Here is a 20960-nt window from a genome sequence, read left to right as displayed (position 1 = left end):
GCCTGCACGCTGCCATGCCGGCAGCGTCTGTGCAATCGGGCGTCACACGAACGAGTAGGGGTCTACATCAACAGCGACACGCACGCTGCGCGGCCATTCCAGGCTGCCAAGCCACTCGCGAACAACATCTTGCACATTCAGCGCACGGCGGGCGTGGATCAGCAATCGCTGGCGATGGCGGCCGCGCAGCATCGCAAGAGGAGCCGGTGCCGGGCCAAAGACCTGCATCCCTTCCACCTCGGGCGCAGTCTTGCCGATCAAGCGGGCGATAGCGACCGCTTCATCCTGTTTCTCCGACGAAACGATGATCGCGGCATAGCGGCCGAAGGGCGGCGCCCCCGCCTGCCGGCGCGATTCGGTTTCGGCGGCGTAGAAGCTTTCGGCATCGCCCGACACCAGCGCACGGATCACGGGCGCGCCCGGCTCACGCGTTTGAACAAACACCCGGCCGGGTTTCTCCCCCCGCCCTGCCCGTCCCGCAACCTGCGCGATCTGCTGGAAACTGCGCTCCGCCGCACGCAAATCGCCGCCGGACAGGCCCAGATCCGCGTCAATCACACCGACCAAAGTGAGGTTGGGGAAATGATAGCCCTTCGTGATCAGTTGGGTGCCAACGACAATATCGATGTCACCTTCCTCCATCCGCGTAACGAACTCCGCAGCCTTGGCGGGGGACCATAAGGTATCCGAGGTGACGACCGCCGCCTTGGCGTCGGGGAACAGGGCCGCCACTTCATCGGCGATACGCTCCACGCCCGGCCCGCAGGCGACCAGCGTATCTTCCTCTTTGCATTCCGGACAAGCGGCGGGTGGCGGCATGACATGGCCGCAATGGTGGCAGGCCAGCCGCGCCATCAGCCGGTGCTCCACCATCCATGCGGTGCAGTTGGGGCATTGGAAACGATGGCCACAGGTACGGCACAGGGTAAGCGGGGCGTAACCGCGCCGGTTGAGGAACAAGAGCACCTGTTCCTTGCGCTTCAGCGTCTCGTCCATCGCTGTCACCAGAGCCGGCGCCAACCAGCGCCCACGCGGCGGCGGATCGGCCAGCAGGTCAATCTCGACGATATCCGGCATCTGGGCGACACCATAGCGGCCGGGCAGCCTCAGTTCTTCATATCGCCCCTGCGCGACCTGCTGGCGCGTTTCGATCGCGGGCGTCGCTGATGCCAGAATGATGGGGCAACCTTCGAAACGGCCCCGCATCACCGCCACATCGCGGGCGTGGTACATTACGCCCTCTTCCTGCTTGAAGCTGGATTCATGGGCTTCATCGACGACAATCAAACCAAGCCGGGCGTAAGGCAGGAACAAAGCCGATCGTGCACCGACGACGACCTTTGCTTCGCCACTCGCAATCGCCCGCCACGCCCGCCGCCTTTGCGATTGACGCAGATCCGAATGCCAGGCCACCGGCGTGTGACCAAATCGTGCGGCGAACCTTTTGAGGAAAGGTTCCGTCAACGCGATTTCAGGCAACAGGACCAACGTCTGCCGGTTTTGGCGAATCGCCTCGGCGACCGCTTCGAAATAGACCTCCGTCTTGCCCGATCCGGTGACCCCATCGAGCAGGAAGGTCTGGAAAGCGGCAGCCTGCACCGCCTCCACCAGCCGCCCCGCGACGGCCCCCTGCTCACCCGACAGTGCGGGCGCGCCGAAATCGGGATCGGGCGACGGATATGGATCGTCAACCGACACCTCTACACCGGCGATCGCGCCAGCCTTGATCAGTCCGCGAATTACGGCATCGGACACGTCGGCGATCAATGCGAGTTCGCGCACCAGCCCCTGCCGTTCGCCGATGCGCTCCAGCGCCTGCGCCCGTTGCGGTGTCAGCCGGTCGGGCACATCGCCGGTAACCCGATATTCGATCACAGTCCGCGCGCCTTCAAGCGCGGAAGAGGACGGCAACGCCATGCGCAGAACTGCGGCCGGCGGCGCGAGATAATAGTCGGCGGTCCATTCGATCAACCGGCGCAATGGCGCACCCAGCGGCGGCAGATCATAGACACCTGCCAGCGGCCTCAGGCGATTGTCGCCCACTTCCCCAGCCGCAAGCATCCGATCGGTTTCCCACACCACCCCGGTCAACTGCCTGGGGCCGAGCGGGGCAAGGACGATCGATCCCGGCACCACATTCTGGCCGGGATCCACCCGATAATCGAGCGGCCCGAGGGCGGAATTTAGCAGAAGAACGCGAGCGCGGGGATTCACGAGGATCGAATTAGGAGCTTAGATCATTGATGGAAATGCCCCACGCGAAAATTGGCGATCTGCTTGCCGCTCATCCTTTGCTCTCGCGCGCCAGCAATTCGGTCTTGATGGCCAGTCCGTAGGCATAGCCGCCCAGGGTGCCGTCGCCGCGCTTGGCGCGGTGGCAGGGAATCAGGATCGCGACATTATTCGCCCCGCACGCGGATCCCGCCGCACGCGCGGCGCCGGGTTTGCCCACGCGGGCGGCAAGCGCAGCGTAGGACAAGGTCTCACCCGCCGGAATCCTCGACAGTTCACGCCACACCGCTTCCTGAAACGCCGTACCCTGCACATCAAGCGGCAAATCATGTGGCCGCTGAGGCGATTCGACGGCAGCGATCGTCCGCGCGACAAGCTCCGTCAGCCCAGCCTCTCCGGGGGCAATGTCCGCATGCGGAAAGCGTTCGGCGAGCACCGTTTCATCTTCCCCGAAAGACAGGCGGCAAATGCCGCGCTCGGTTGCCGCGACAAGCATCTGCCCCAAGCTGGTAGGCGCTATCGCCCACCGGATCGTCACCCCCCTGCCGCCATTGCGCCAGGCCGACGGCGTCATCCCCAGCCGCGCGGGGGCGTCGGCGTAGAATCGGGCGGGTGCGCCATATCCGGCATCGTAAAGCGCCTCGGTCACGGTGTCGCTCTCCTGAAGAATGGCTCCCACCCGCCGTGCCCGCAGCGCGCGGACATAAGCAGCCGGGGTAAGGCCCGTGGCGCGCCGGAACAGGCGCAGGAAATGATGCGGGGCATAGCCGGCCGCAGCCGCCACCGCGTCCAGCGAAGGCGGATCCTCGGCGGCAGCCATAAAGGCCAACGCGCGGGTGATGCCTGCTTCATCGCGGGCAACATCGTCGGGCAGGCAACGGCGGCAGGCTCGCAGGCCGGCGGCCCGTGCTGTCGTCCCATCGCGAAAGAAACGGACATTTTCCCGCCGGGGATGGCGCGCGGCGCATGACGGGCGACAATAGATGCCGGTGGTCATGACCCCGGTGACGAACCGGCCATCCTGTTCCCGATCGCGCCGCAGCACCGCAGCCCATGCAGCTTCGGCATCTATCGCGGCCTCGGGATATGATTCGATCTGGCTCATTCGCCTTATGTGGGGAAGTGGCATCGACGATGCATCCCGTCTCTTGCTTTCAAAAAAACCGGCAACCACCACACATCATTAAGATGAAACTGCCATTGCTGCGCGCCCTGTTCCGCATCAGGATACCCGCGATCAGATTGGGGGAGGACAAAACCTTGAAAGCCGCGCTCTCACGATTTCTTCTGTCCAGCGAATTTCAGCAGTCGACACTTGGTCCGCTACTTCGCGGCCTGATCCGCAAGACTCGATCGATGTACAGCTACAACCCATGGTTCCTGCTCGACACCCAGGCGATCGAACGGCCGAACTACGCATATTGCATGCTACATGCCGCGCAGCTCGCGAAACGGCTGGGGCATGACCGCATCTCCGCCATCGAATTTGGCGTCGCCGGTGGCAACGGCATTGCCTTCATGGTCAATTTCGCCCGCGAAGTGGAGCGCGTGACCGGGGTCGCGGTCGATTGCTATGGTTTCGACACCGGCGTGGGCATGCCTGATCCCGAAGGCCCCAAGGATCTGCCATATTGGTTCCGCGCAGCACAATATCCGATGGATCAGGCAGCGTTGCAGCGCAAGGTGCCGGATGCCAAGCTGGTAATCGGCAATGTCCGCGACACAATCGGTTCGTTCATCGAATCACACCGCCCCGCCCCCATCGGCGCGATATTCAATGATGTGGACTATTGGTCTTCGACGCTCGACAGCTTTCGCCTGTTTGATCGGGCGGAGACGGCAAGCGAGCATTTTTTGCCACGGATCGCGATGTACTTCGACGACATTATCGGATCGCCGGCCGAAATGTACGGCCCGCACAACGGCCAGTTGGCCGCCATGCATGAATATAATGCGGCAAACCCCCAGGTAAAAATCCACCTCAACCAGAACCTGCTGCCGCTGACCCATCTGAAATATCGTCACCAGATCTATTACGCGCACCTGTTCGCCCATCCGCGCTATTCGGAATTTCTGGGGGACAGCCAGCAGGGTGCCATCCATGGAAATCTGAAGCTGCGGTGAGGGAAATTTTGGTCGTTTCGCGTTCACCGTGATTGGCCACCTTGCATAGCGCAACCTCCCCTGCTAACCGGCCGGCAACCCATGCGGGGACGCCCTTTCGGCGCCCCCTTTTTCGCATGGGACGAAATCCATCTGGGGGATTTTAGGCGCGTGGAGAATTCCGGCGGTATTCAGGCTAGTTTGGGCGGTCGCTATGCGATGGCGCTGTTCCAGCTCGCTCGTGACGAAAACAAGCTGGACGCTGTATCGGCCAGTCTATCGACCCTGAAGCAGGCTCTGGCCGATTCGGATGACCTGCGTCGTCTGACGACCAGCCCGCTGGTGACGCGCGACGAGGCGGTGAAGACCGCCGCGGCGATCGCGCCGGCGCTGAAGCTGGACCAGCTGACGGCAAACTTCCTGGGCGTGCTGGCGACCAACCGGCGCCTTGGCCAGTTGGCCGCGGTGATCCGCGCCTACGGCCAGTTCGTCGCCAGCCATCGCGGTGAAACCACCGCCGAAGTTACCTCCGCCCATCCGCTTTCCGCCACGCAGGTCGATGATCTGAAGGCGAAGCTGAAGGACCAGTTGGGCCGCGACGTTTCCGTCGATCTCAATGTTGATCCCGCGATCCTCGGCGGGCTGATCGTCAAGGTCGGCAGCCGCCAGCTCGACGGCTCCATCCGCACCAAATTGAACACTCTCGCGACTGCGATGAAAGGCTGAACATGGATATCCGCGCCGCAGAAATCTCCAAGGTCATTCGTGACCAGATCGCCAGCTTCGGCACCGAAGCGCAGGTCTCCGAGGTCGGCTCGGTGCTGTCGGTCGGCGACGGCATCGCCCGCATTCACGGGCTGGACAATGTCCAGGCCGGTGAAATGGTCGAATTCTCGAATGGCATCAAGGGCATGGCCCTCAACCTCGAAGCCGATAATGTCGGCGTCGTGATCTTCGGCACCGATGCCCAGATCAAGGAAGGCGATGTCGTCAAGCGCACGGGCACGATCGTCGACGTTCCCGTTGGCAAGGGCCTGCTGGGTCGCGTGGTCGATGGTCTCGGCAACCCGATCGATGGCAAGGGCCCGATCGTCGCTGAAAAGCGCAGCCGCGTCGAAGTGAAGGCGCCCGGCATCATCCCGCGCAAATCGGTGCATGAACCGGTGCAGACCGGCCTCAAGGCACTCGACGCGCTCGTTCCCGTCGGCCGTGGCCAGCGCGAACTGATCATCGGCGATCGCCAGACCGGCAAGACCGCCGTCGCGATCGACACCTTCATCAACCAGCGCGAAGCCAATAAGGGCACGGACGAGGGCAAGAAGCTCTATTGCGTCTATGTCGCCGTCGGCCAGAAGCGTTCGACCGTCGCGCAAATCGTCCGCCAGCTCGAAGAAAATGGCGCGATGGAATACTCGATCGTCGTCGCCGCGACCGCGTCGGAACCGGCTCCGCTGCAGTTCCTCGCACCCTATACCGGCTGCGCGATGGGCGAATATTTCCGCGACAACGGCATGCACGCCGTGATCGTGTATGACGATCTGTCCAAGCAGGCCGTTGCTTATCGTCAGATGTCGCTGCTGCTGCGTCGTCCGCCGGGCCGCGAAGCCTATCCGGGCGACGTGTTCTATCTCCACTCGCGCCTGCTGGAGCGTGCGGCGAAGATGAACGACGCCAACGGCAATGGTTCGCTGACGGCGCTGCCGATCATCGAAACGCAGGCCGGCGACGTGTCCGCCTACATTCCGACCAACGTGATTTCGATCACCGACGGCCAGATCTTCCTTGAAACCGACTTGTTCTATCAGGGCATCCGCCCCGCGATCAACGTCGGCCTGTCGGTGTCGCGCGTCGGTTCGGCCGCACAGACCAAGGCGATGAAGAAGGTCGCCGGCTCGATCAAGCTGGAGCTTGCCCAGTATCGCGAAATGGCTGCCTTCGCGCAGTTCGGCTCGGATCTCGACGCCTCGACCCAGAAGCTCCTCAACCGCGGCGCGCGCCTGACGGAACTGCTCAAGCAGGCCCAGTTCTCGCCGATGCCGTTCGAAGAGCAGGTTGCATCGATCTTCGCCGGCGTGAACGGCTACATCGACGCGATCCCGGCGGCTGACGTGGTGCGTTTCGAAAGCGCCCTGCTGGCCGATCTGCGCGCCAAGCATGCCGATGTGCTCGCTGGCATCCGCGACACCAAGGATCTGGGCGATGATCTCAAGGCCAAGCTGGCCGATGCGATCGCCGCCTTCGTCAAGACGTTCGCGTAACATAACGTCGCCCCGGCGCGAGCCGGGGCCGCACGCGGCCGGGAGCAAGCTTCAGGCCACAAACGATCCCGGCACCCGCCGGGATGACGGATAAGTAGGAAGAGACAGGGACAGATGCCCAGCCTCAAGAGCCTCAAGGTCCGCATCACTTCGGTGAAGTCGACCCAGAAGATCACCAAGGCGATGAAGATGGTCGCCGCCGCCAAGCTGCGCCGTGCGCAAGCCGCGGCCGAGGCCGGCCGTCCCTATGCCGAACGGCTATCGGCGGTGATGTCGAGCCTTGCCGCCAAGGTCACCATCGGGCCGGAAAGCCCGAAGCTGATCGCCGGCACCGGCAGCAACCAGCGCCATCTGGTCGTGGTCGCCACGTCCGAACGCGGCCTCGCCGGTGCGTTCAACACGAACATCGTCCGCGCCGCGCGCAAGAAGGCCGACGAACTGATTGCCGAGGGCAAGGACGTCAAGTTCTACCTGATCGGCAAGAAGGGTCGCGCGGTCATCCAGCGGCTGTTCCCCGGCAAGATCGTCCATCAGGTCGATCAGTCGCATATCAAGAACGTCGCCTTTGCCGACGCGCATGAGGTGAGCGAAGATCTCATCAAGCGCTACGAAGCTGGCGATTTCGATGTCGCGCACCTGTTCTTCGCCAAATTCCAGTCGGCGCTCGTGCAGATCCCGACCGAATTGCAGATCATTCCGGTGCCGCTCGCCGCCAACGAAGGCGCTGCCGCAACGGGTGCTTCGGCAGCCGTGGAATATGAACCCGACGAAGAAGCCATCCTGGCAGAGTTGCTGCCCCGCAACGTCGCGGTTCAGCTGTTCCGCGCGATGCTGGAAAATGCCGCCTCCGAACAGGGCAGCCGCATGACCGCGATGGACAATGCCACCCGTAACGCGGGCGACATGATCAACAGGCTGACGATCCAGTATAACCGCACGCGCCAGGCCGCGATTACCACCGAACTGGTGGAAATCATCGCGGGTGCTGAAGCGCTCTAAACCAAATCCGATCGGGTCGGACGACCCGGATATTGAGGTGAGAAGACATGTTTGAGCCCCGGAAAGCCAGCTCGGCCGACACCGCCGCCTATACCGGCCGCATTTCGCAGATCATCGGCGCCGTCGTCGACGTGTCGTTCGATGGCGAGCTGCCCGCGATTCTGAACGCGCTCGAAACGCAGAACGGTGACAACCGTCTCGTTCTCGAAGTCGCCCAGCACCTCGGCGAGAACACCGTTCGCACGATCGCGATGGACGCGACCGACGGCCTGACCCGCGGCCAGCCCGTTCGCGATACCGGCGCGCAGATCCGCGTTCCCGTCGGTCCGCAGACGCTCGGTCGCATCCTGAACGTCATCGGCGAACCGATCGACGAACGTGGCCCGGTCAACGCCGAACATACCGCCCCGATCCACGCGGATGCGCCGCTGTTCGTCGACCAGTCGACCGAAACCAGCATTCTCGTCACGGGCATCAAGGTCATCGATCTTCTCGCGCCTTACGCCAAGGGCGGCAAGATCGGCCTGTTCGGCGGCGCCGGCGTGGGCAAGACCGTTCTCATTCAGGAACTGATCAACAACATCGCCAAGGGCCATGGCGGCACCTCGGTGTTCGCGGGCGTCGGTGAACGTACCCGCGAAGGCAACGATCTTTATCACGAGTTCCTCGACGCCGGCGTTATCGCCAAGGACGCCGATGGCAACCCGACGCCGGACGGCTCGAAGGTGGCACTGGTGTTCGGCCAGATGAACGAACCGCCGGGCGCCCGTGCGCGCGTCGCCCTCTCGGGTCTCGCCAACGCGGAATATTTCCGCGACGTCGAAGGCCAGGACGTGCTGTTCTTCGTCGACAACATCTTCCGCTTCACCCAGGCGGGTTCGGAAGTGTCGGCGCTCCTCGGCCGTATTCCTTCGGCGGTGGGCTATCAGCCGACCCTCGCCACCGACATGGGCGCGCTGCAGGAACGCATCACGTCGACCAACAAGGGTTCGATCACCTCGGTGCAGGCGATCTACGTTCCCGCCGACGATCTTACCGATCCGGCGCCCGCAACCTCGTTCGCCCACTTGGACGCCACCACGGTGCTTAGCCGCGCGATTTCGGAACTGGGCATCTACCCGGCCGTCGATCCGCTCGATTCCACCAGCCGCGTGCTGACCCCGGCCGTCGTCGGCCAGGAGCATTACGAAACCGCCCGTGCGGTTCAGGAAACGCTCCAGAAGTACAAGTCGCTGCAGGACATCATCGCGATCCTCGGCATGGATGAGCTTTCGGAAGAAGATAAGCTCACCGTCAGCCGCGCCCGCAAGATCCAGCGCTTCCTGTCGCAGCCGTTCCACGTCGCCGAAGTGTTCACCGGCATCCCCGGCAAGTTCGTCGCGATCGAAGACACCGTGAAGAGCTTCAAGGCTGTCGTCGACGGCGAATATGACCATCTGCCGGAAGCCGCCTTCTACATGGTCGGCGGTATCGACGAAGCGACCGCCAAGGCGCAGAAGCTGGCCGAAGCGGCGTAAGCCACTCTTCCCCTCCTGCTTGCGGGAGGGGATCGAGGAGCAGGGATACCCGTTCCTCGCCCGCGTCTCTCACCAGAGAGCGTGAGCCCACCTGCAACCCCTCCGCCATCGGGAGGGGGGAGAATGAAAATGGCCGACCTGCACTTCGAACTCGTCACCCCGGAAAAGCTGCTCCGTTCGGAAGACGTCCACATGGTGGTCGTCCCCGGCACCGAAGGCGATTTTGGCGTGCTTGCGGGGCATGCCCCGTTCATGTCGGTGATCCGTTCGGGCGAGTTGCAGATCTATTCCGGCCCGACCACGGTTTCGGCCCGCATCCACGTTGAAGGCGGCTTTGCCGAAGTCAACGAAAAGGGCCTGACCATCCTCGCCGAGGCTGCGTCGGAAGCCTGATCCGGGATCGCCGATCCTGTAAAGCTCTCCAGAGCTGCCAAAAGCCCCGGCATCCTCGCCAACAACGAGGATGCCGGGGCTTTTGCATATGAGCCATGGCTAGCGAAAATTAAGTTCGATCAGCACGCCATTGGGATCACGCACGAATATCTGGCGCAAGCCATATTCCGGCATGTCGTTGCGAAAATGATCGACGCCGGCCGCTTCCAGCCGCCCGAGCACCACGCCATGTTCATCGCAGTCGAAAGCGACGTGGTGAACCATCGCGCTGCCCGGTTCTGCCGGCGGTGCGACGCCGGCATCGCCCGGGTAGATCATCCCGGCTCGGCCGACATGCAGCGCCGCAGCGCCGCCATCGTCGACGATCCAGGCCGCATTGGCGATATCGTTCATCCCCGGCGGCGGCGTGGCCCGCATGCCAAGGACGTTCGTATAGAAGGCCAAAGTGGCCTCCAGATGCGGTGTACGGATATTCACATGGTCGAGCCGCCTGATCCCCATCCACTCCCTCCATCCTGATTATCGGCGTCTCTTGTACCACCAGGTTTCGGCCCGGCTGCCGTCAATCATTGATACCGTCGCGACAAGCATTTCCCTTTCCCGGCGATAGGCTACGCGTTGGGGGTAATCATGGGTCGGATTTTCGAACACCGCCTCGCTCGATCCCGATCGTACCAGCCTGAATGCCACAGCCGGTGCACCGCGCGGCATGCCAAAAAATGCCAGCCGCCCATCCGGACCGGCCATGATCCGCATATGTTCGAAGAAGTCGGCGGCATCGCCCTGCCCCGTGATTCCGGCACCGATCATGATGCCGCCGCGCGGCGGCGTCCAATATTCCTCGGCCCACCGGCCTGCGGCCTGCGTCGCCCACGCCCCTGCGCCATCCATCCGGGCAGGTCCACCTCGTCGGCAGCAGGGGCCGAGCCTGCCCCCAACAGCACCCATGCCAGCACAGCAGCCCCGATCTTCATCGAACCACCCTCCCCCTCAACGAAAGACGATCCTGTACCAAACGCAGCTTATCGTCCGTCAGATTAGGTAATTATCAAAGAGTACACCCTATGGATGCAGGGAGGATTTCCATTTGCTTGGAATGCAAGGTGACAGATCGATGAGCGCATTCGGACGACGCAGTGGATTGGGCAGCGGCACTGGCCAGCGCCCATCCTTTGGTGTTGCCCGCCCGATGCAGGGCGGCAGCATGCCCGTTCCGGCGCCCGATGGTAACGCCCAGTTCCCGGCGGTGGATCCGGCCTCGCTGCCCGGTGCGCCGGCAGAACCCATCGCGCCGGTCGATGCGATGACCCGCCTTGCCAATCGCCAGGATCAATCCGGCGAAGCAGGCGCATCAAAGGTCGAAGGGTTTGAGGCATCGGTCCACAAGATCAAGGAACAGGTGCTGCCGCGCCTGCTCGAACGGGTCGATCCGGAAGCCGCCGCGACCCTTTCGAAGGATGAACTCGCCGAAGAATTTCGTCCGATCATCGGCGAAGTGCTCGCCGAACTGAAGATCAACCTGAACCGGCGCGAACAATTCGCGCTGGAAAAGGTGCTGGTCGACGAACTGCTCGGCCTCGGTCCGTTGGAAGAATTGCTGAGCGATCCCGACATCAGCGACATCATGGTCAATGGCCCAGACCAGACCTACATCGAAAAAAAGGGCAAGCTGACGATCGCGAACATCCAGTTCCGCGATGAGGAGCATCTTTTCCAGATCGCCCAGCGGATCGTGAACAAGGTCGGCCGCCGCGTCGATCAGACCACGCCGTTGGCCGACGCCCGCCTGCCCGATGGCAGCCGCGTCAACGTGATCGTGCCGCCGCTGTCATTGCGCGGCACCGCCATTTCCATTCGTAAATTCTCCGCCAAGCCGATCACGCTGGATATGATGGCCGGGTTTGGGTCGATGAGCCCGAAAATGGCGACCGCGCTGAAGATCGCAGGGGCCAGCCGCTTCAACATCGTTATTTCAGGGGGCACCGGTTCGGGGAAGACGACGATGCTCAACGCATTGTCGAAGATGATCGATCCGGGCGAACGCGTCATCACGATCGAGGACGCCGCCGAATTGCGGCTTCAGCAGCCGCATTGGCTGCCGCTGGAAACCCGGCCGGCCAATCTGGAAGGCAATGGCGCAATCACGATCCGCGATCTCGTCGTCAATGCGCTGCGTATGCGGCCAGACCGCATCATCCTGGGCGAAATTCGCGGCAGCGAGTGTTTCGACATGCTCGCCGCGATGAACACCGGCCACGATGGATCGATGTGCACGCTCCACTCCAACAGCCCACGCGAAGCGCTGGCGCGTATGGAAAACATGGTGATGATGTCCGACATCAAGGTGCCCAAGGAAGCGATCAGCCGCCAGATTGCGGATTCGGTGGACCTGATCGTCCAGGTGAAGCGCCTGCGCGATGGTTCGCGCCGCGTGACCAACATCACCGAAGTGATCGGGATGGAAGGCTCGGTGATCGTGACCCAGGAACTGTTCAAGTTCGAATATCTCGACGAAAGCGCCGACGGCAAAATCATGGGCGAATATCGCGCGATGGGGCTGCGGCCCTACACGCTGGACAAGGCCAAGCAATTCGGTTTCGATCAGCCGTTCCTGGAATCCTGCCTCTAGGTTCTGCTATTCGTGCATGGCAAAGGCGGTGAAGGCCAGCGCCAATATCACCGCCAGCATCACGATCAGCGGCCAGGGCACCCAGCCAACATTATCGATATCGCGGCGGCGGTTTCGGCGGCGGTCGGCCAGCGCCGCCACGGCCGCGATCGCCGCTGATGCCCCCGCCCATACCCACAGCGTCCCTTGCATCCGTTGCCTCCGCTCCGCATCATGCCGACAACGTCATGATCGGGAGAGAAACTATGCGCCACAGAATTTTCGCAGCAATGGTCTTGGCCGGCCTCGCCACGCCCGCCTTCGCCCAGCATCACCAGGGCCATGGCGATCATGCCGCGCATATGGCGGCAAGCCCATCGATCGCAGCGGCAGTTGCAGATACACGCCGCAAGGACAGTAATCGCGCGCGCGATCAATATCGTCACCCGGTCGAAACACTCGATTTCTTTGGAATAAAGCCGGACCAGACGGTCGTCGAAATCTGGCCGGGGGGTGGCTGGTACACCGAAATTCTGGCGCCAATGCTGCGCGACAAAGGGCATTATATCGCTGCGGCCCAGCCGCCCGGCAAATATCGCGCTGCCACCGAAACGCTGGTCGCCAGCGATCCGGCACGGTTCGACAAGGTGCGGATCACCACGCTCGATCCCAAGGCGCCGGGCGATATCGCGCCCGCCGGCAGTGCCGATGCGGTGCTGACGTTCCGCAACGTTCATAACTTCCTGATGGCCGGCGACGATGCCGCGAAGGCAGTGTTCGTCAGCTTTTACAAAGCCTTGAAACCCGGCGGCGTGCTCGGCGTGGTCGACCACCGGTTGCCCGAGGATCGCGATCCTGCGCTCGAAAAATCAAGCGGCTACATCAAGCAATCGACGATCGTTCGACTGGCGGAAAGCGCCGGTTTCCGTCTGGCGGCGGAATCGCCGGTCAACGCCAACCCGAAGGACACGGCCGACCATCCCGGTGGCGTATGGACCTTGCCCCCAACGCTCGCCAAGGGGGAAGAGGATCGGGCAAAATATCAGGCGATTGGTGAAAGCGACCGGGCAACACTGAAATTCGTCAAACCGTGAGGTGACGGCGGGGCTCCTGCCGGAGCCCCGCACAAATTACTTGTTCAGCTTGTCGATTTGCGCCTGAAGCCCGGCGAGCTGCGCCTTCAGCGCCGCGACATCATCATCGCGTGGCGCGGGAGCAGGCGTTGGGGCAGCACTTGGCGGGGCGGCTTTCTCGCCGGGGCGTCCCGGCTTGAACGCGCTGGCGGCGGCCTCGAACATGTCCATGTTGCGCTTGGCGATTTCGGCGAAGGGACCGCCGGAAAAAGCACCTTCCATCGCCTGGCGGAATTGCGTCTGGTTGCGGCGAAACGCATCCATCGACGCTTCCAGATATTGCGGCACCATCGACTGCATCGAATCGCCATACATCGAGATCAGCTGGCGCAGGAAATTCACCGGCAGCATCGTCTGCCCGCGATTTTCTTCTTCCATGATGATCTGGGTCAGCACGTTATGCGTGATATCCTCTTCGGATTTCGCGTCGATCACCTTGAAATCGCGGCCTTCGCGCGTCATCTGGGCGAGGTGGTCGAGCGTGATATAGCTCGACGTTTCGGTATTATAGAGCCGGCGATTGGCGTATTTCTTGATGATGACCGTGCCCGATCCGCCCGAAGATTTCGCCATTGCCCCAACCTTTCCCAATGTTTGCGGCAGCGTAGCATCTTTCCTTGACGCACCGCAACACAGGCCCCGCCCCCTCCCCCTGTTTCTCGCTATGCTGCGCAGCGAAACAGGGGAAGATCCGGCACGGCTGCGCGATGCTCTGGCCGGCCTGAACCGCTATCAATCCGCGCCACGCCCGCCCCGCCGGGAAGACGCGCCAGTGGTGGCCCGCGTCGGCCGTGCGATGCTGCGCGATTATGGCGGTAGCGGCCTTCCGGCGGTGTTCGTGCCGTCGCTCATCAATCCGCCGCATGTTCTCGATCTCGCGGAGGACAATTCCTTGCTGCGCTGGCTGGCGGCCCGGAATGTTCGCCCCCTGCTGGTCGACTGGGGCACGCCCGGGCCTGATGAGCGCGCGCTCGATATAGCCGGTCATGTCGATCAGTTGCTGCTGCCCTTGTTGCGCGCCGTGCAGGAGCCTGTGGCCCTCGTGGGTTATTGCCTCGGCGGGACGATGGCTATTGCGGCCGCCGCACACCACCCCGTCCGGTCACTCGCCTTGATCGCAACACCATGGCAATTCACCGGATTTCCGATCAGCGCCCGTGACAATATCGCCGGCCTTTGGCAGCAGGTTGCGCCAACCGCCGAAGCCCTGGGCGTGTTGCCGATGGAAGCGCTGCAAGCCAGTTTCTGGCGCCTCGATCCCGCCCGCACCATCCGCAAGTTCGAGGATTTCGGACGGCTGCCCACCGGTGACCCGCGGATCGATTCCTTCATCGCGCTGGAAGACTGGGCCAATGACGGGCCACCGCTGACACTGGCCGCTGGTCGCGAATTGCTCGCCGATCTGTTCGGCGCCAACACCACCGGCCGCGGCGCATGGCAGGTTGGCGGCAACGCAATCGACCCGGCCAGCGTCACCTGCCCTGTTCTCAACATCATATCATTGACCGACCGCATCGTCCCCGCGGCCACCGCCCCGGGCATTGGCCAATCGCTCGCGCTCGGTCTTGGTCATGTCGGAATGATTGTCGGCAGCCGCGCACGACAGGCGCTGTGGGAACCACTTCAGCACTGGCTTTCGCAACCGCGAGAGAGGTGATAGTCGCGCTGCCGAAAGAACGCACCGTCAACACGGGCAGACAGAAAACGCAGTTCGCAATCAGGAGTCAGTCATGACCGACGTCGTCATCACCGCCGCCAAACGCACCGCCGTGGGCAGTTTTCTCGGCGCGTTTGCCAACACCCCCGCGCACGAACTGGGCCGCGTCGCGATCGAAGCCGCCCTTGCACAGGCCGGGGTGGACGCCGCCGATGTCGATGAGGTGATTCTCGGCCAGGTCCTCGCCGCCGGTCAGGGCCAGAATCCGGCGCGCCAGGCGGCCGTCAACGCGGGCGTTCCGGTGGAAAAAACCGCGATCGGCATCAATCAGCTGTGCGGTTCCGGCCTGCGCGCCGTGGCGCTCGCGGCACAGGCGATTCGCCTTGGCGATGCCACGATCGTCGTGGCCGGCGGCCAGGAAAACATGTCGATGGCCCCGCATGCCCAGCATCTGCGCGCTGGCGCCAAGATGGGTTCGGTCACCCTGGTCGACACGATGATCCATGACGGCCTGACCGACGCGTTCAACAATTATCATATGGGCGTCACCGCTGAAAATCTGGCTGAAAAATATCAGGTTACGCGCGCCGAACAGGATGCGTTCGCCGTCCGCAGCCAGAATCGCGCCGAAAAGGCCCGCGCCGCAGGCCGCTTCCAGGACGAAATCGCCCCGGTAACCATCAAGGGCCGCAAGGGCGACACGGTCATCGATCAGGATGAATATATCCGCGCCGGCGCGACGCTGGAAGCGATGCAGGCGCTGAAGCCCGCCTTCAAGAAGGACGGCACCGTCACCGCCGCCAACGCCAGCGGCATCAATGATGGCGCCGCCGCAATCGTCGTGATGTCGGCAGACGAAGCCGCCCGGCGTGGCAGCAAGGTGCTGGCCAAGATCGTATCGTGGGCCACGTGCGGCGTCGATCCGTCGATCATGGGCATCGGCCCTGCGCCCGCCAGCCGCATGGCGCTGGAAAAGGCAGGCTGGACGCTGGCCGACGTCGATCTGATCGAAGCGAATGAAGCGTTCGCCGCCCAGTCTCTTTCGGTTGGCAAGGAACTTGGCTGGGATTCGGACAAGGTCAACGTCAATGGCGGCGCGATCGCGATCGGCCATCCGATCGGCGCCAGCGGCGCGCGCGTCTTGACCACGTTGCTCTATGAAATGGAAAAGCGCGACGCCCGCAAAGGCCTCGTCACCCTGTGCATCGGCGGCGGCATGGGCATCGCCATGTGCGTCGAACGGTAAAAGCCATATTTGCGCGGACCCTGATAAAATCCGGGGTCCGCGACATTACTGCCCGGCTCGATAATCGAACCGCGCCATCCCGTTGCTGCAATCCTATATTTTAGCGGATCGGCCCTTCGGCCTGCCCCTGGACGAACTGGTCCACATAGGGATTGCCCGAATCGTACAGGCGATCGCGCGGACCACACCAGATGATCCTGCCCTGATAGAGCATCGCCACCCGATGCGCGATCTTGCGGGCCGACGCCATGTCATGGGTGATGGTGAGCGCCGTCGCGCCGATATCTTCCACCTGGCTCATGATCAGATCGTTGATCACATCGGCGCGGATCGGATCCAGCCCGGTGGTGGGTTCGTCGAAGAAGATGATTTCCGGTCGCGGCGCGATCGCGCGGGCTAGCGCAACACGCTTCTGCATACCGCCGGATAACTCACTCGGCCGCAGATTGAGGACATGCCGGCCAAGCCCCACTCGTTCCAGATTCTCTTCCGCGATCACCTTCATCCGAGCGGCATCACGATTGCGGCCCTGCGTCAGCGCGAAGGTCACGTTGCGCCAGACCGGCAGTGAATCGAACAGCGCGCCGCCCTGGAACAACATGCCGAACTTGGTGCGGATACGGGCCAGATCACGCTCGCCAAGACCGACGATTTCCTCCCCGTCGACGCGGATCGAACCGCCATCAGGACGGATCAGGCCGAGGATGCACTTCAGCATCACCGATTTTCCGCTGCCGGACTGGCCGATGATCGTCATCGATTCGCCAGGCTCTACCGACAAATTGACGCCATCCAGCACATGGTTGGCCCGAAAATGCTTGGTAAGTCCGGTCAGTTCGATTTTGGGGCCAGCGCTCATCCGAATGCCATCACTGTTATGATCAGGTTCGACAGGAGGATCAGGATGAACGCGCTGACGACAGCATTGCGCGTCCCTTCACCGACACCTGCGGCGCCGCCCGCGGCACGGAAGCCGTGATAACACCCCATCAATGCGATGAAGAAACCGAAAACGCCGGCCTTCACCAGCGCCATCACGAAATCGTCCACCTCAAGAAACTCACGCGTAACCTTGAGATAACCGACATGGTTGAAGCCAAGCTTGTAGACCGCGATCATGTAGCCACCGAAAATGCCGATGGCATTGGCCACCAGCACCATCAGCGGCAGCGCGATCACCGCAGCGAACAGGCGGGGCGCGATCAGGTACCGATAGGGATCGGTCCGCAGCGTCGTCATCGCGTCTAGCTGTTCGGTGACACGCATCGTCCCCAGTTCGGCCGCCATTGCCGATGAGACGCGCCCGGCAACCATCAGGCCGACAAGCACTGGCCCCAGCTCGCGGACGATACCCAGCACCACGATCGCCGGCACGGTCGATGTGGCATTGAAACGCGTCCCGGCGGTGAAGGTCTGCTGCGCCAGCGCCGCACCGGTGAAAATCGCCGTCAGGCCCACAACGGGCAGCGAGAACCAGCCGATATGGGCCAGTTGTTCGAACAGCTTTTGCGGATAATAAGGCGGGGTCAGGCCGCGTCGAACGGTGTTCACCGCGAACAGCGCGACCCGCCCGATGGCGGCCAGCGCACCGAGCATCAGCCTGCCGATCGAGGCGAACATGGCGATGATCGCCTCAAGCATGCGCATAAATATCATATCCAACGCCGCTGATAGCGGTGGCCAAGCATGGTCAGCAACTCATATTGCGTCAAACCCGTGGCAATGGAGGCTGTTACAAGATCATATTCGATCTCCAGCCAGTCCCCATCCCCCACGGATGGCGCTGCGCTGACATCGACGGCAATCAGGTCCATCGAAACGCGGCCGAGCAACGGACAAGCCACGCCACCCGCGATCGCATGCCCTCGCCCATCGCCAAAGGCACGCAGATACCCATCCGCATAGCCAATGTTGAGGATCGCAACGCGCATGGCGACAGGCGCGGTGAAGGCAGCGCCATAACCGATGGTCGCCCCCTGCGCGACGATGCGAACCTGAATCACCTGCGCATGGGGGCGCACGACACGACGGACATGTCCTTCGGCACCTGGCGCGGGAATGCCGCCATATAATCCAAGCCCGGGGCGGGTAAGTCCGAAGGCGTAACGCTGGCCGAGGCAGATCCCCGCCGAATTGGCCAGGCTATAGCGCCGTGCCGGGACCGCCGCCTTGATGCTGCGAAAAGTGAAAAGCTGCTGTTCGTTCAGCGGATGGCCCGGTTCATCGGCGCAGGCCAGATGGCTGAGGAGCGTATCGATCTGCAATCCATCGAGCAGGCCGGATCGGGCTTCCTCCGGGCTTAGGCCCAGCCTGTTCATGCCGGTGTCCACCATAACATCGCAGGCACGCCCGCCAGCGGCTGCCTTCCAGCGCGCAACCATCGCCGGGCTATTGAGAACGGGGCGCGCGGTGCCGGCCAGCGCTGCCGGCAGGTCGTCTTCCCGCAATCCGTGCAGGACGGAAAGCGACAGATCGTCGGGATAGGCCCCCAACGCCGCTGCCTCGCCCCAGGTAGCGACGAAAAAGTCCCGGCATCCGGCATCGGCCAGGCGGCGCATCACGGCACGGGCGCCAAGGCCATAGGCATCCGCCTTGATCGCCGCCCCGCAGGCGGCGCGGCTGCTCGCCCCGGCAAACCAGCGCCAGTTGGCGACCAGCGCATCGGCATCGATATCCAGGCGGAGCGGAGGAGAAGGAGCGATCACACCCACGCCGATAAGGGCGCGTGCATCCAAGGGCAACCTATGCCGGCCGGATCAGATTTCGTATTCGATCTGCCATTCCGGTTCATGCCACGCGCCCGGCGTGGATTCCCGGATGCGCGGACTGGGCTGGCGCGCGGCCATCTGGGCATGGAGGCGCTTTACCGCATTGCTGCCGGTGCGCACGAACAGCGCCGGCAGCAGCGCATGAACCATGCAGGCCGCTCCGCTCGCCATCATCGCCGCTCCGAAACGAAGGGCAACGCCGAAATGCTCGCCATAGCTTTCGTTGACGCTGCGTGGATGGGCGAGAAACAGGCGGTCAAACATGGATCACTCCATCGGGCGGGAACCATGCCACAATGCCATGCCCGCACCGCCCGGTCGATCCGACCCGCACCAATCGGACGACGGCGCAACTCAACAAAAGCCGCGCCGTCGACGCAATGTTACACCATGTACGAACCGCCATTGACGGTCAGCACGCTGCCCGTGGCATAGCTCGCCTGATCCGACGCGAGGAACGCAACCGCTGCCGCCACTTCGGACGGCTGCGCCATACGGCCCAGGGGAATGGCCGCTTCCATCGCCGCAACCATCGTATCGGGCACGCCCTTCATGATCGGCGTGTCGGTCGGGCCGGGATGCACCGCATTCACGCGGATGCCGCGCGACGCCAGTTCACGGGCCAGACCACGCGTCAGGCCGATGATTGCCGCCTTGCTCGTCACATAATGCATCGGGCCTTCACCCGATGCTGCCGATGTCGATGCGATGTTGACGATGCTGCCGCCATGGTTGCCGACCGCCATCAGGCGGACCGCCGCACGCGCGCAATGGAACGCACCGTCCAAATTGACGCCCATCACCCGGCGCCAGCCGGCATCGGACATATGGATCAGTTGATCGCCATGCGCGGTCGGCTTTTCCCCACGCGCGATCTGCGCCTGGCGTTCGGCCTGGCCCGCATACATCTGGTCGCTGCCGTCATCGGGGCCACGGCCGGTACCGGCATTGTTGACGAGAATATCGACCCCGCCAAAGGCATCCGCGATCTTAGCGAATACCGCATCCACCGATGCGCTGTCGGAAACATCGCAGGCCAGCCCCAGATGGCCTTCGCCCGAAAGGGCCGCCTTCGCGGCTGCTTCGTCCATATCCAGCACCGCGACGCGCGCGCCATCGGCCGCCAGCCGTTCGGCGATCGCCCGGCCGATCCCCTGCGCGCCGCCGGTGACGACCGCGCGCTTGCCCTGCAATGCCCCGCTCATGACGGCATATAGAGCTGGATGGTCTTGCCGCCGTCGACAGGCAACGCAACGCCGGTGACGTAGCTCGACTCATCCGAAGCGAGAAACAGGATCGCGTTGGCCAGTTCACTCGGCTGGCCGCTGCGCACCATCGGGATCGAATCGGTCGTCGCCTTGGCGGCGTCGGGCGCATATTCCTGGAATTGCAGGGTCGCCGGCGTCGCGATCTGGCCCGGAACGATGGTGTTGACGCGCACGCCATGCGGCGCGCCTTCAATCGCGGCGCACGCGCTCAGGTGGATCAACGCCGCCTTCGACGCCGAATAGCTGGCCATGCCGGCCATCGCGCGCATGCCGCATGCCGACGAAATGTTGACGATCGAACCGCGTCCGGCGGCAACCATCAGCTTCATCGCTTCACGCGTGCCGATAAACACCGCTTCGGAATTGACCGCGAAATCACGACGCCAATCCGCGATCGTAAGATCGGCCAGCATCTTGTAGGTCGCGGCCATCGCATTGTTGATCAACACGTCGAGCCGGCCGTGGCGCGCCGCGACATCGGCGATCAGTGCCGCAAAGGCATCGAGGTCCGACACATCAAGTTGGTGCGCCTCAACCGAACCGCCCGCCGCCGCGATTGCCGCGCGGGTTTCTTCAAGCGGTTCGGGCCGGCGCGCGGCGATGACGACGTGGCCGCCTTCGGCCGCGATCAATTCCGCCGTCGCGCGGCCGATCCCTTCGCTGGCGCCCGTAATCAGGACGATCTTGTCGCGCATCCTGCCCATCACATTCTCCCGCAAAATATCAATTCAGAACCGGACATATCCGGTCATGCGCAGCCCTGCTGCCCGATTTTCAC

22 protein-coding genes are annotated in these 20960 nt (G+C 63.2%); 10 read left to right on the top strand and 12 right to left on the bottom strand.

Annotation, left to right across the window (positions count from 1 at the left end; genetic code table 11):
- Positions 1-42: 42 nt before the first annotated feature.
- Both KC8_RS00930 and ada read right to left on the bottom strand, forming a co-directional pair.
- Positions 43-2214 carry a primosomal protein N' gene (locus tag KC8_RS00930; RefSeq protein WP_010125381.1) on the bottom strand — a complete coding sequence of 724 codons (2172 nt, stop codon included), beginning with the start codon at positions 2212-2214 and terminating at the stop codon, positions 43-45.
- A gap of 70 nt (positions 2215-2284) precedes the next feature.
- Entirely contained in the window at positions 2285-3337 is a 1053-nt protein-coding gene (gene ada, locus KC8_RS00925; RefSeq protein ID WP_010125380.1) for a bifunctional DNA-binding transcriptional regulator/O6-methylguanine-DNA methyltransferase Ada, read from the bottom strand.
- A gap of 83 nt (positions 3338-3420) precedes the next feature.
- On the opposite strand from ada, the gene KC8_RS00920 reads away from it, so the two are divergent.
- The 6 genes from KC8_RS00920 (at position 3421) to KC8_RS00895 (ending at position 9502) form a co-directional block, all read left to right on the top strand.
- A complete protein-coding gene (locus KC8_RS00920; protein ID WP_010125379.1) occupies positions 3421-4356 on the top strand; it encodes a hypothetical protein in 936 nt (311 codons plus the stop codon).
- A gap of 150 nt (positions 4357-4506) precedes the next feature.
- Positions 4507-5061, top strand: coding sequence for a F0F1 ATP synthase subunit delta (locus tag KC8_RS00915; RefSeq protein WP_029624520.1), 555 nt, complete (start codon positions 4507-4509; stop codon positions 5059-5061).
- A 2-nt stretch (positions 5062-5063) separates the two neighbouring features.
- On the top strand, positions 5064-6593 hold the full coding sequence (gene atpA, locus KC8_RS00910; protein ID WP_010125375.1) for a F0F1 ATP synthase subunit alpha: 1530 nt from the start codon (positions 5064-5066) through the stop codon (positions 6591-6593).
- Between the two features lie 114 nt (positions 6594-6707).
- Complete coding sequence (locus KC8_RS00905) at positions 6708-7592, top strand: F0F1 ATP synthase subunit gamma (protein WP_010125374.1); 885 nt, start codon at positions 6708-6710, stop codon at positions 7590-7592.
- 47 nt (positions 7593-7639) lie between these two features.
- Complete coding sequence (gene atpD / locus KC8_RS00900; RefSeq protein WP_010125373.1) at positions 7640-9109, top strand: F0F1 ATP synthase subunit beta; 1470 nt, start codon at positions 7640-7642, stop codon at positions 9107-9109.
- Positions 9110-9238: 129 nt separating this feature from the next.
- A complete protein-coding gene (locus KC8_RS00895) occupies positions 9239-9502 on the top strand; it encodes an ATP synthase F1 subunit epsilon (RefSeq protein WP_010125372.1) in 264 nt (87 codons plus the stop codon).
- Positions 9503-9601: 99 nt separating this feature from the next.
- Here KC8_RS00895 and KC8_RS00890 read toward each other — a convergent pair whose 3' ends face one another.
- Together KC8_RS00890 and KC8_RS00885 are read right to left on the bottom strand one after the other, a co-directional pair.
- Positions 9602-10003, bottom strand: coding sequence for a VOC family protein (locus KC8_RS00890; protein WP_010125371.1), 402 nt, complete (start codon positions 10001-10003; stop codon positions 9602-9604).
- Positions 10004-10021: 18 nt separating this feature from the next.
- A complete protein-coding gene (locus tag KC8_RS00885; protein WP_010125370.1) occupies positions 10022-10393 on the bottom strand; it encodes a DUF6265 family protein in 372 nt (123 codons plus the stop codon).
- Between the two features lie 223 nt (positions 10394-10616).
- On the opposite strand from KC8_RS00885, the gene KC8_RS00880 reads away from it, so the two are divergent.
- Positions 10617-12131 (top strand): CpaF family protein, encoded by a 1515-nt coding sequence (locus KC8_RS00880; RefSeq protein ID WP_029624518.1) that lies wholly within the window; start codon positions 10617-10619, stop codon positions 12129-12131.
- A 6-nt stretch (positions 12132-12137) separates the two neighbouring features.
- On the opposite strand, the gene KC8_RS00875 is transcribed toward KC8_RS00880, so the two are convergent.
- Positions 12138-12323, bottom strand: coding sequence for a hypothetical protein (locus KC8_RS00875; RefSeq protein WP_010125367.1), 186 nt, complete (start codon positions 12321-12323; stop codon positions 12138-12140).
- Between the two features lie 53 nt (positions 12324-12376).
- Here KC8_RS00875 and KC8_RS00870 point away from each other — a divergent pair, with 53 nt between their 5' ends.
- Positions 12377-13204 carry a class I SAM-dependent methyltransferase gene (locus KC8_RS00870; protein WP_029624517.1) on the top strand — a complete coding sequence of 276 codons (828 nt, stop codon included), beginning with the start codon at positions 12377-12379 and terminating at the stop codon, positions 13202-13204.
- 36 nt (positions 13205-13240) lie between these two features.
- Here KC8_RS00870 and phaR read toward each other — a convergent pair whose 3' ends face one another.
- A complete protein-coding gene (phaR, locus tag KC8_RS00865) occupies positions 13241-13816 on the bottom strand; it encodes a polyhydroxyalkanoate synthesis repressor PhaR (RefSeq protein ID WP_010125365.1) in 576 nt (191 codons plus the stop codon).
- Between the two features lie 91 nt (positions 13817-13907).
- Here phaR and KC8_RS00860 point away from each other — a divergent pair, with 91 nt between their 5' ends.
- Both KC8_RS00860 and KC8_RS00855 read left to right on the top strand, forming a co-directional pair.
- Positions 13908-14900: an alpha/beta fold hydrolase gene (locus tag KC8_RS00860; RefSeq protein WP_010125364.1), complete on the top strand. Its 993-nt coding sequence runs from the start codon at positions 13908-13910 to the stop codon at positions 14898-14900.
- A 73-nt stretch (positions 14901-14973) separates the two neighbouring features.
- Complete coding sequence (locus KC8_RS00855) at positions 14974-16146, top strand: acetyl-CoA C-acetyltransferase (protein WP_010125363.1); 1173 nt, start codon at positions 14974-14976, stop codon at positions 16144-16146.
- A 100-nt stretch (positions 16147-16246) separates the two neighbouring features.
- Here KC8_RS00855 and KC8_RS00850 read toward each other — a convergent pair whose 3' ends face one another.
- The 6 genes from KC8_RS00850 to KC8_RS00825 all read right to left on the bottom strand — a co-directional run bounded on the left by KC8_RS00850 (position 16247) and on the right by KC8_RS00825 (position 20886).
- The gene (locus tag KC8_RS00850; protein ID WP_010125362.1) at positions 16247-17005 is read right to left on the bottom strand and encodes an ABC transporter ATP-binding protein; all 759 of its coding nucleotides are present in this window, start codon (positions 17003-17005) and stop codon (positions 16247-16249) included.
- On the bottom strand, positions 17002-17787 hold the full coding sequence (locus KC8_RS00845; protein WP_138956673.1) for an MlaE family ABC transporter permease: 786 nt from the start codon (positions 17785-17787) through the stop codon (positions 17002-17004). The genes KC8_RS00850 and KC8_RS00845 overlap by 4 nt, the downstream gene beginning before the upstream one ends.
- An 11-nt stretch (positions 17788-17798) precedes the next feature.
- Positions 17799-18881 (bottom strand): alanine racemase, encoded by a 1083-nt coding sequence (gene alr, locus KC8_RS00840; protein ID WP_010125360.1) that lies wholly within the window; start codon positions 18879-18881, stop codon positions 17799-17801.
- Positions 18882-18902: 21 nt separating this feature from the next.
- A complete protein-coding gene (locus KC8_RS00835) occupies positions 18903-19178 on the bottom strand; it encodes a DUF6356 family protein (protein WP_010125359.1) in 276 nt (91 codons plus the stop codon).
- A 119-nt stretch (positions 19179-19297) separates the two neighbouring features.
- Positions 19298-20119 carry an SDR family NAD(P)-dependent oxidoreductase gene (locus KC8_RS00830; RefSeq protein WP_010125357.1) on the bottom strand — a complete coding sequence of 274 codons (822 nt, stop codon included), beginning with the start codon at positions 20117-20119 and terminating at the stop codon, positions 19298-19300.
- Positions 20116-20886: an SDR family NAD(P)-dependent oxidoreductase gene (locus tag KC8_RS00825; RefSeq protein ID WP_010125356.1), complete on the bottom strand. Its 771-nt coding sequence runs from the start codon at positions 20884-20886 to the stop codon at positions 20116-20118. The genes KC8_RS00830 and KC8_RS00825 overlap by 4 nt, the downstream gene beginning before the upstream one ends.
- Positions 20887-20960: the final 74 nt, after the last annotated feature.

The sequence above is a fragment of the Sphingomonas sp. KC8 genome (genome assembly GCF_002151445.1).
Lineage (GTDB): Bacteria > Pseudomonadota > Alphaproteobacteria > Sphingomonadales > Sphingomonadaceae > Sphingomonas_E.
This window is presented reverse-complemented; position numbering and strand designations above follow the sequence as displayed.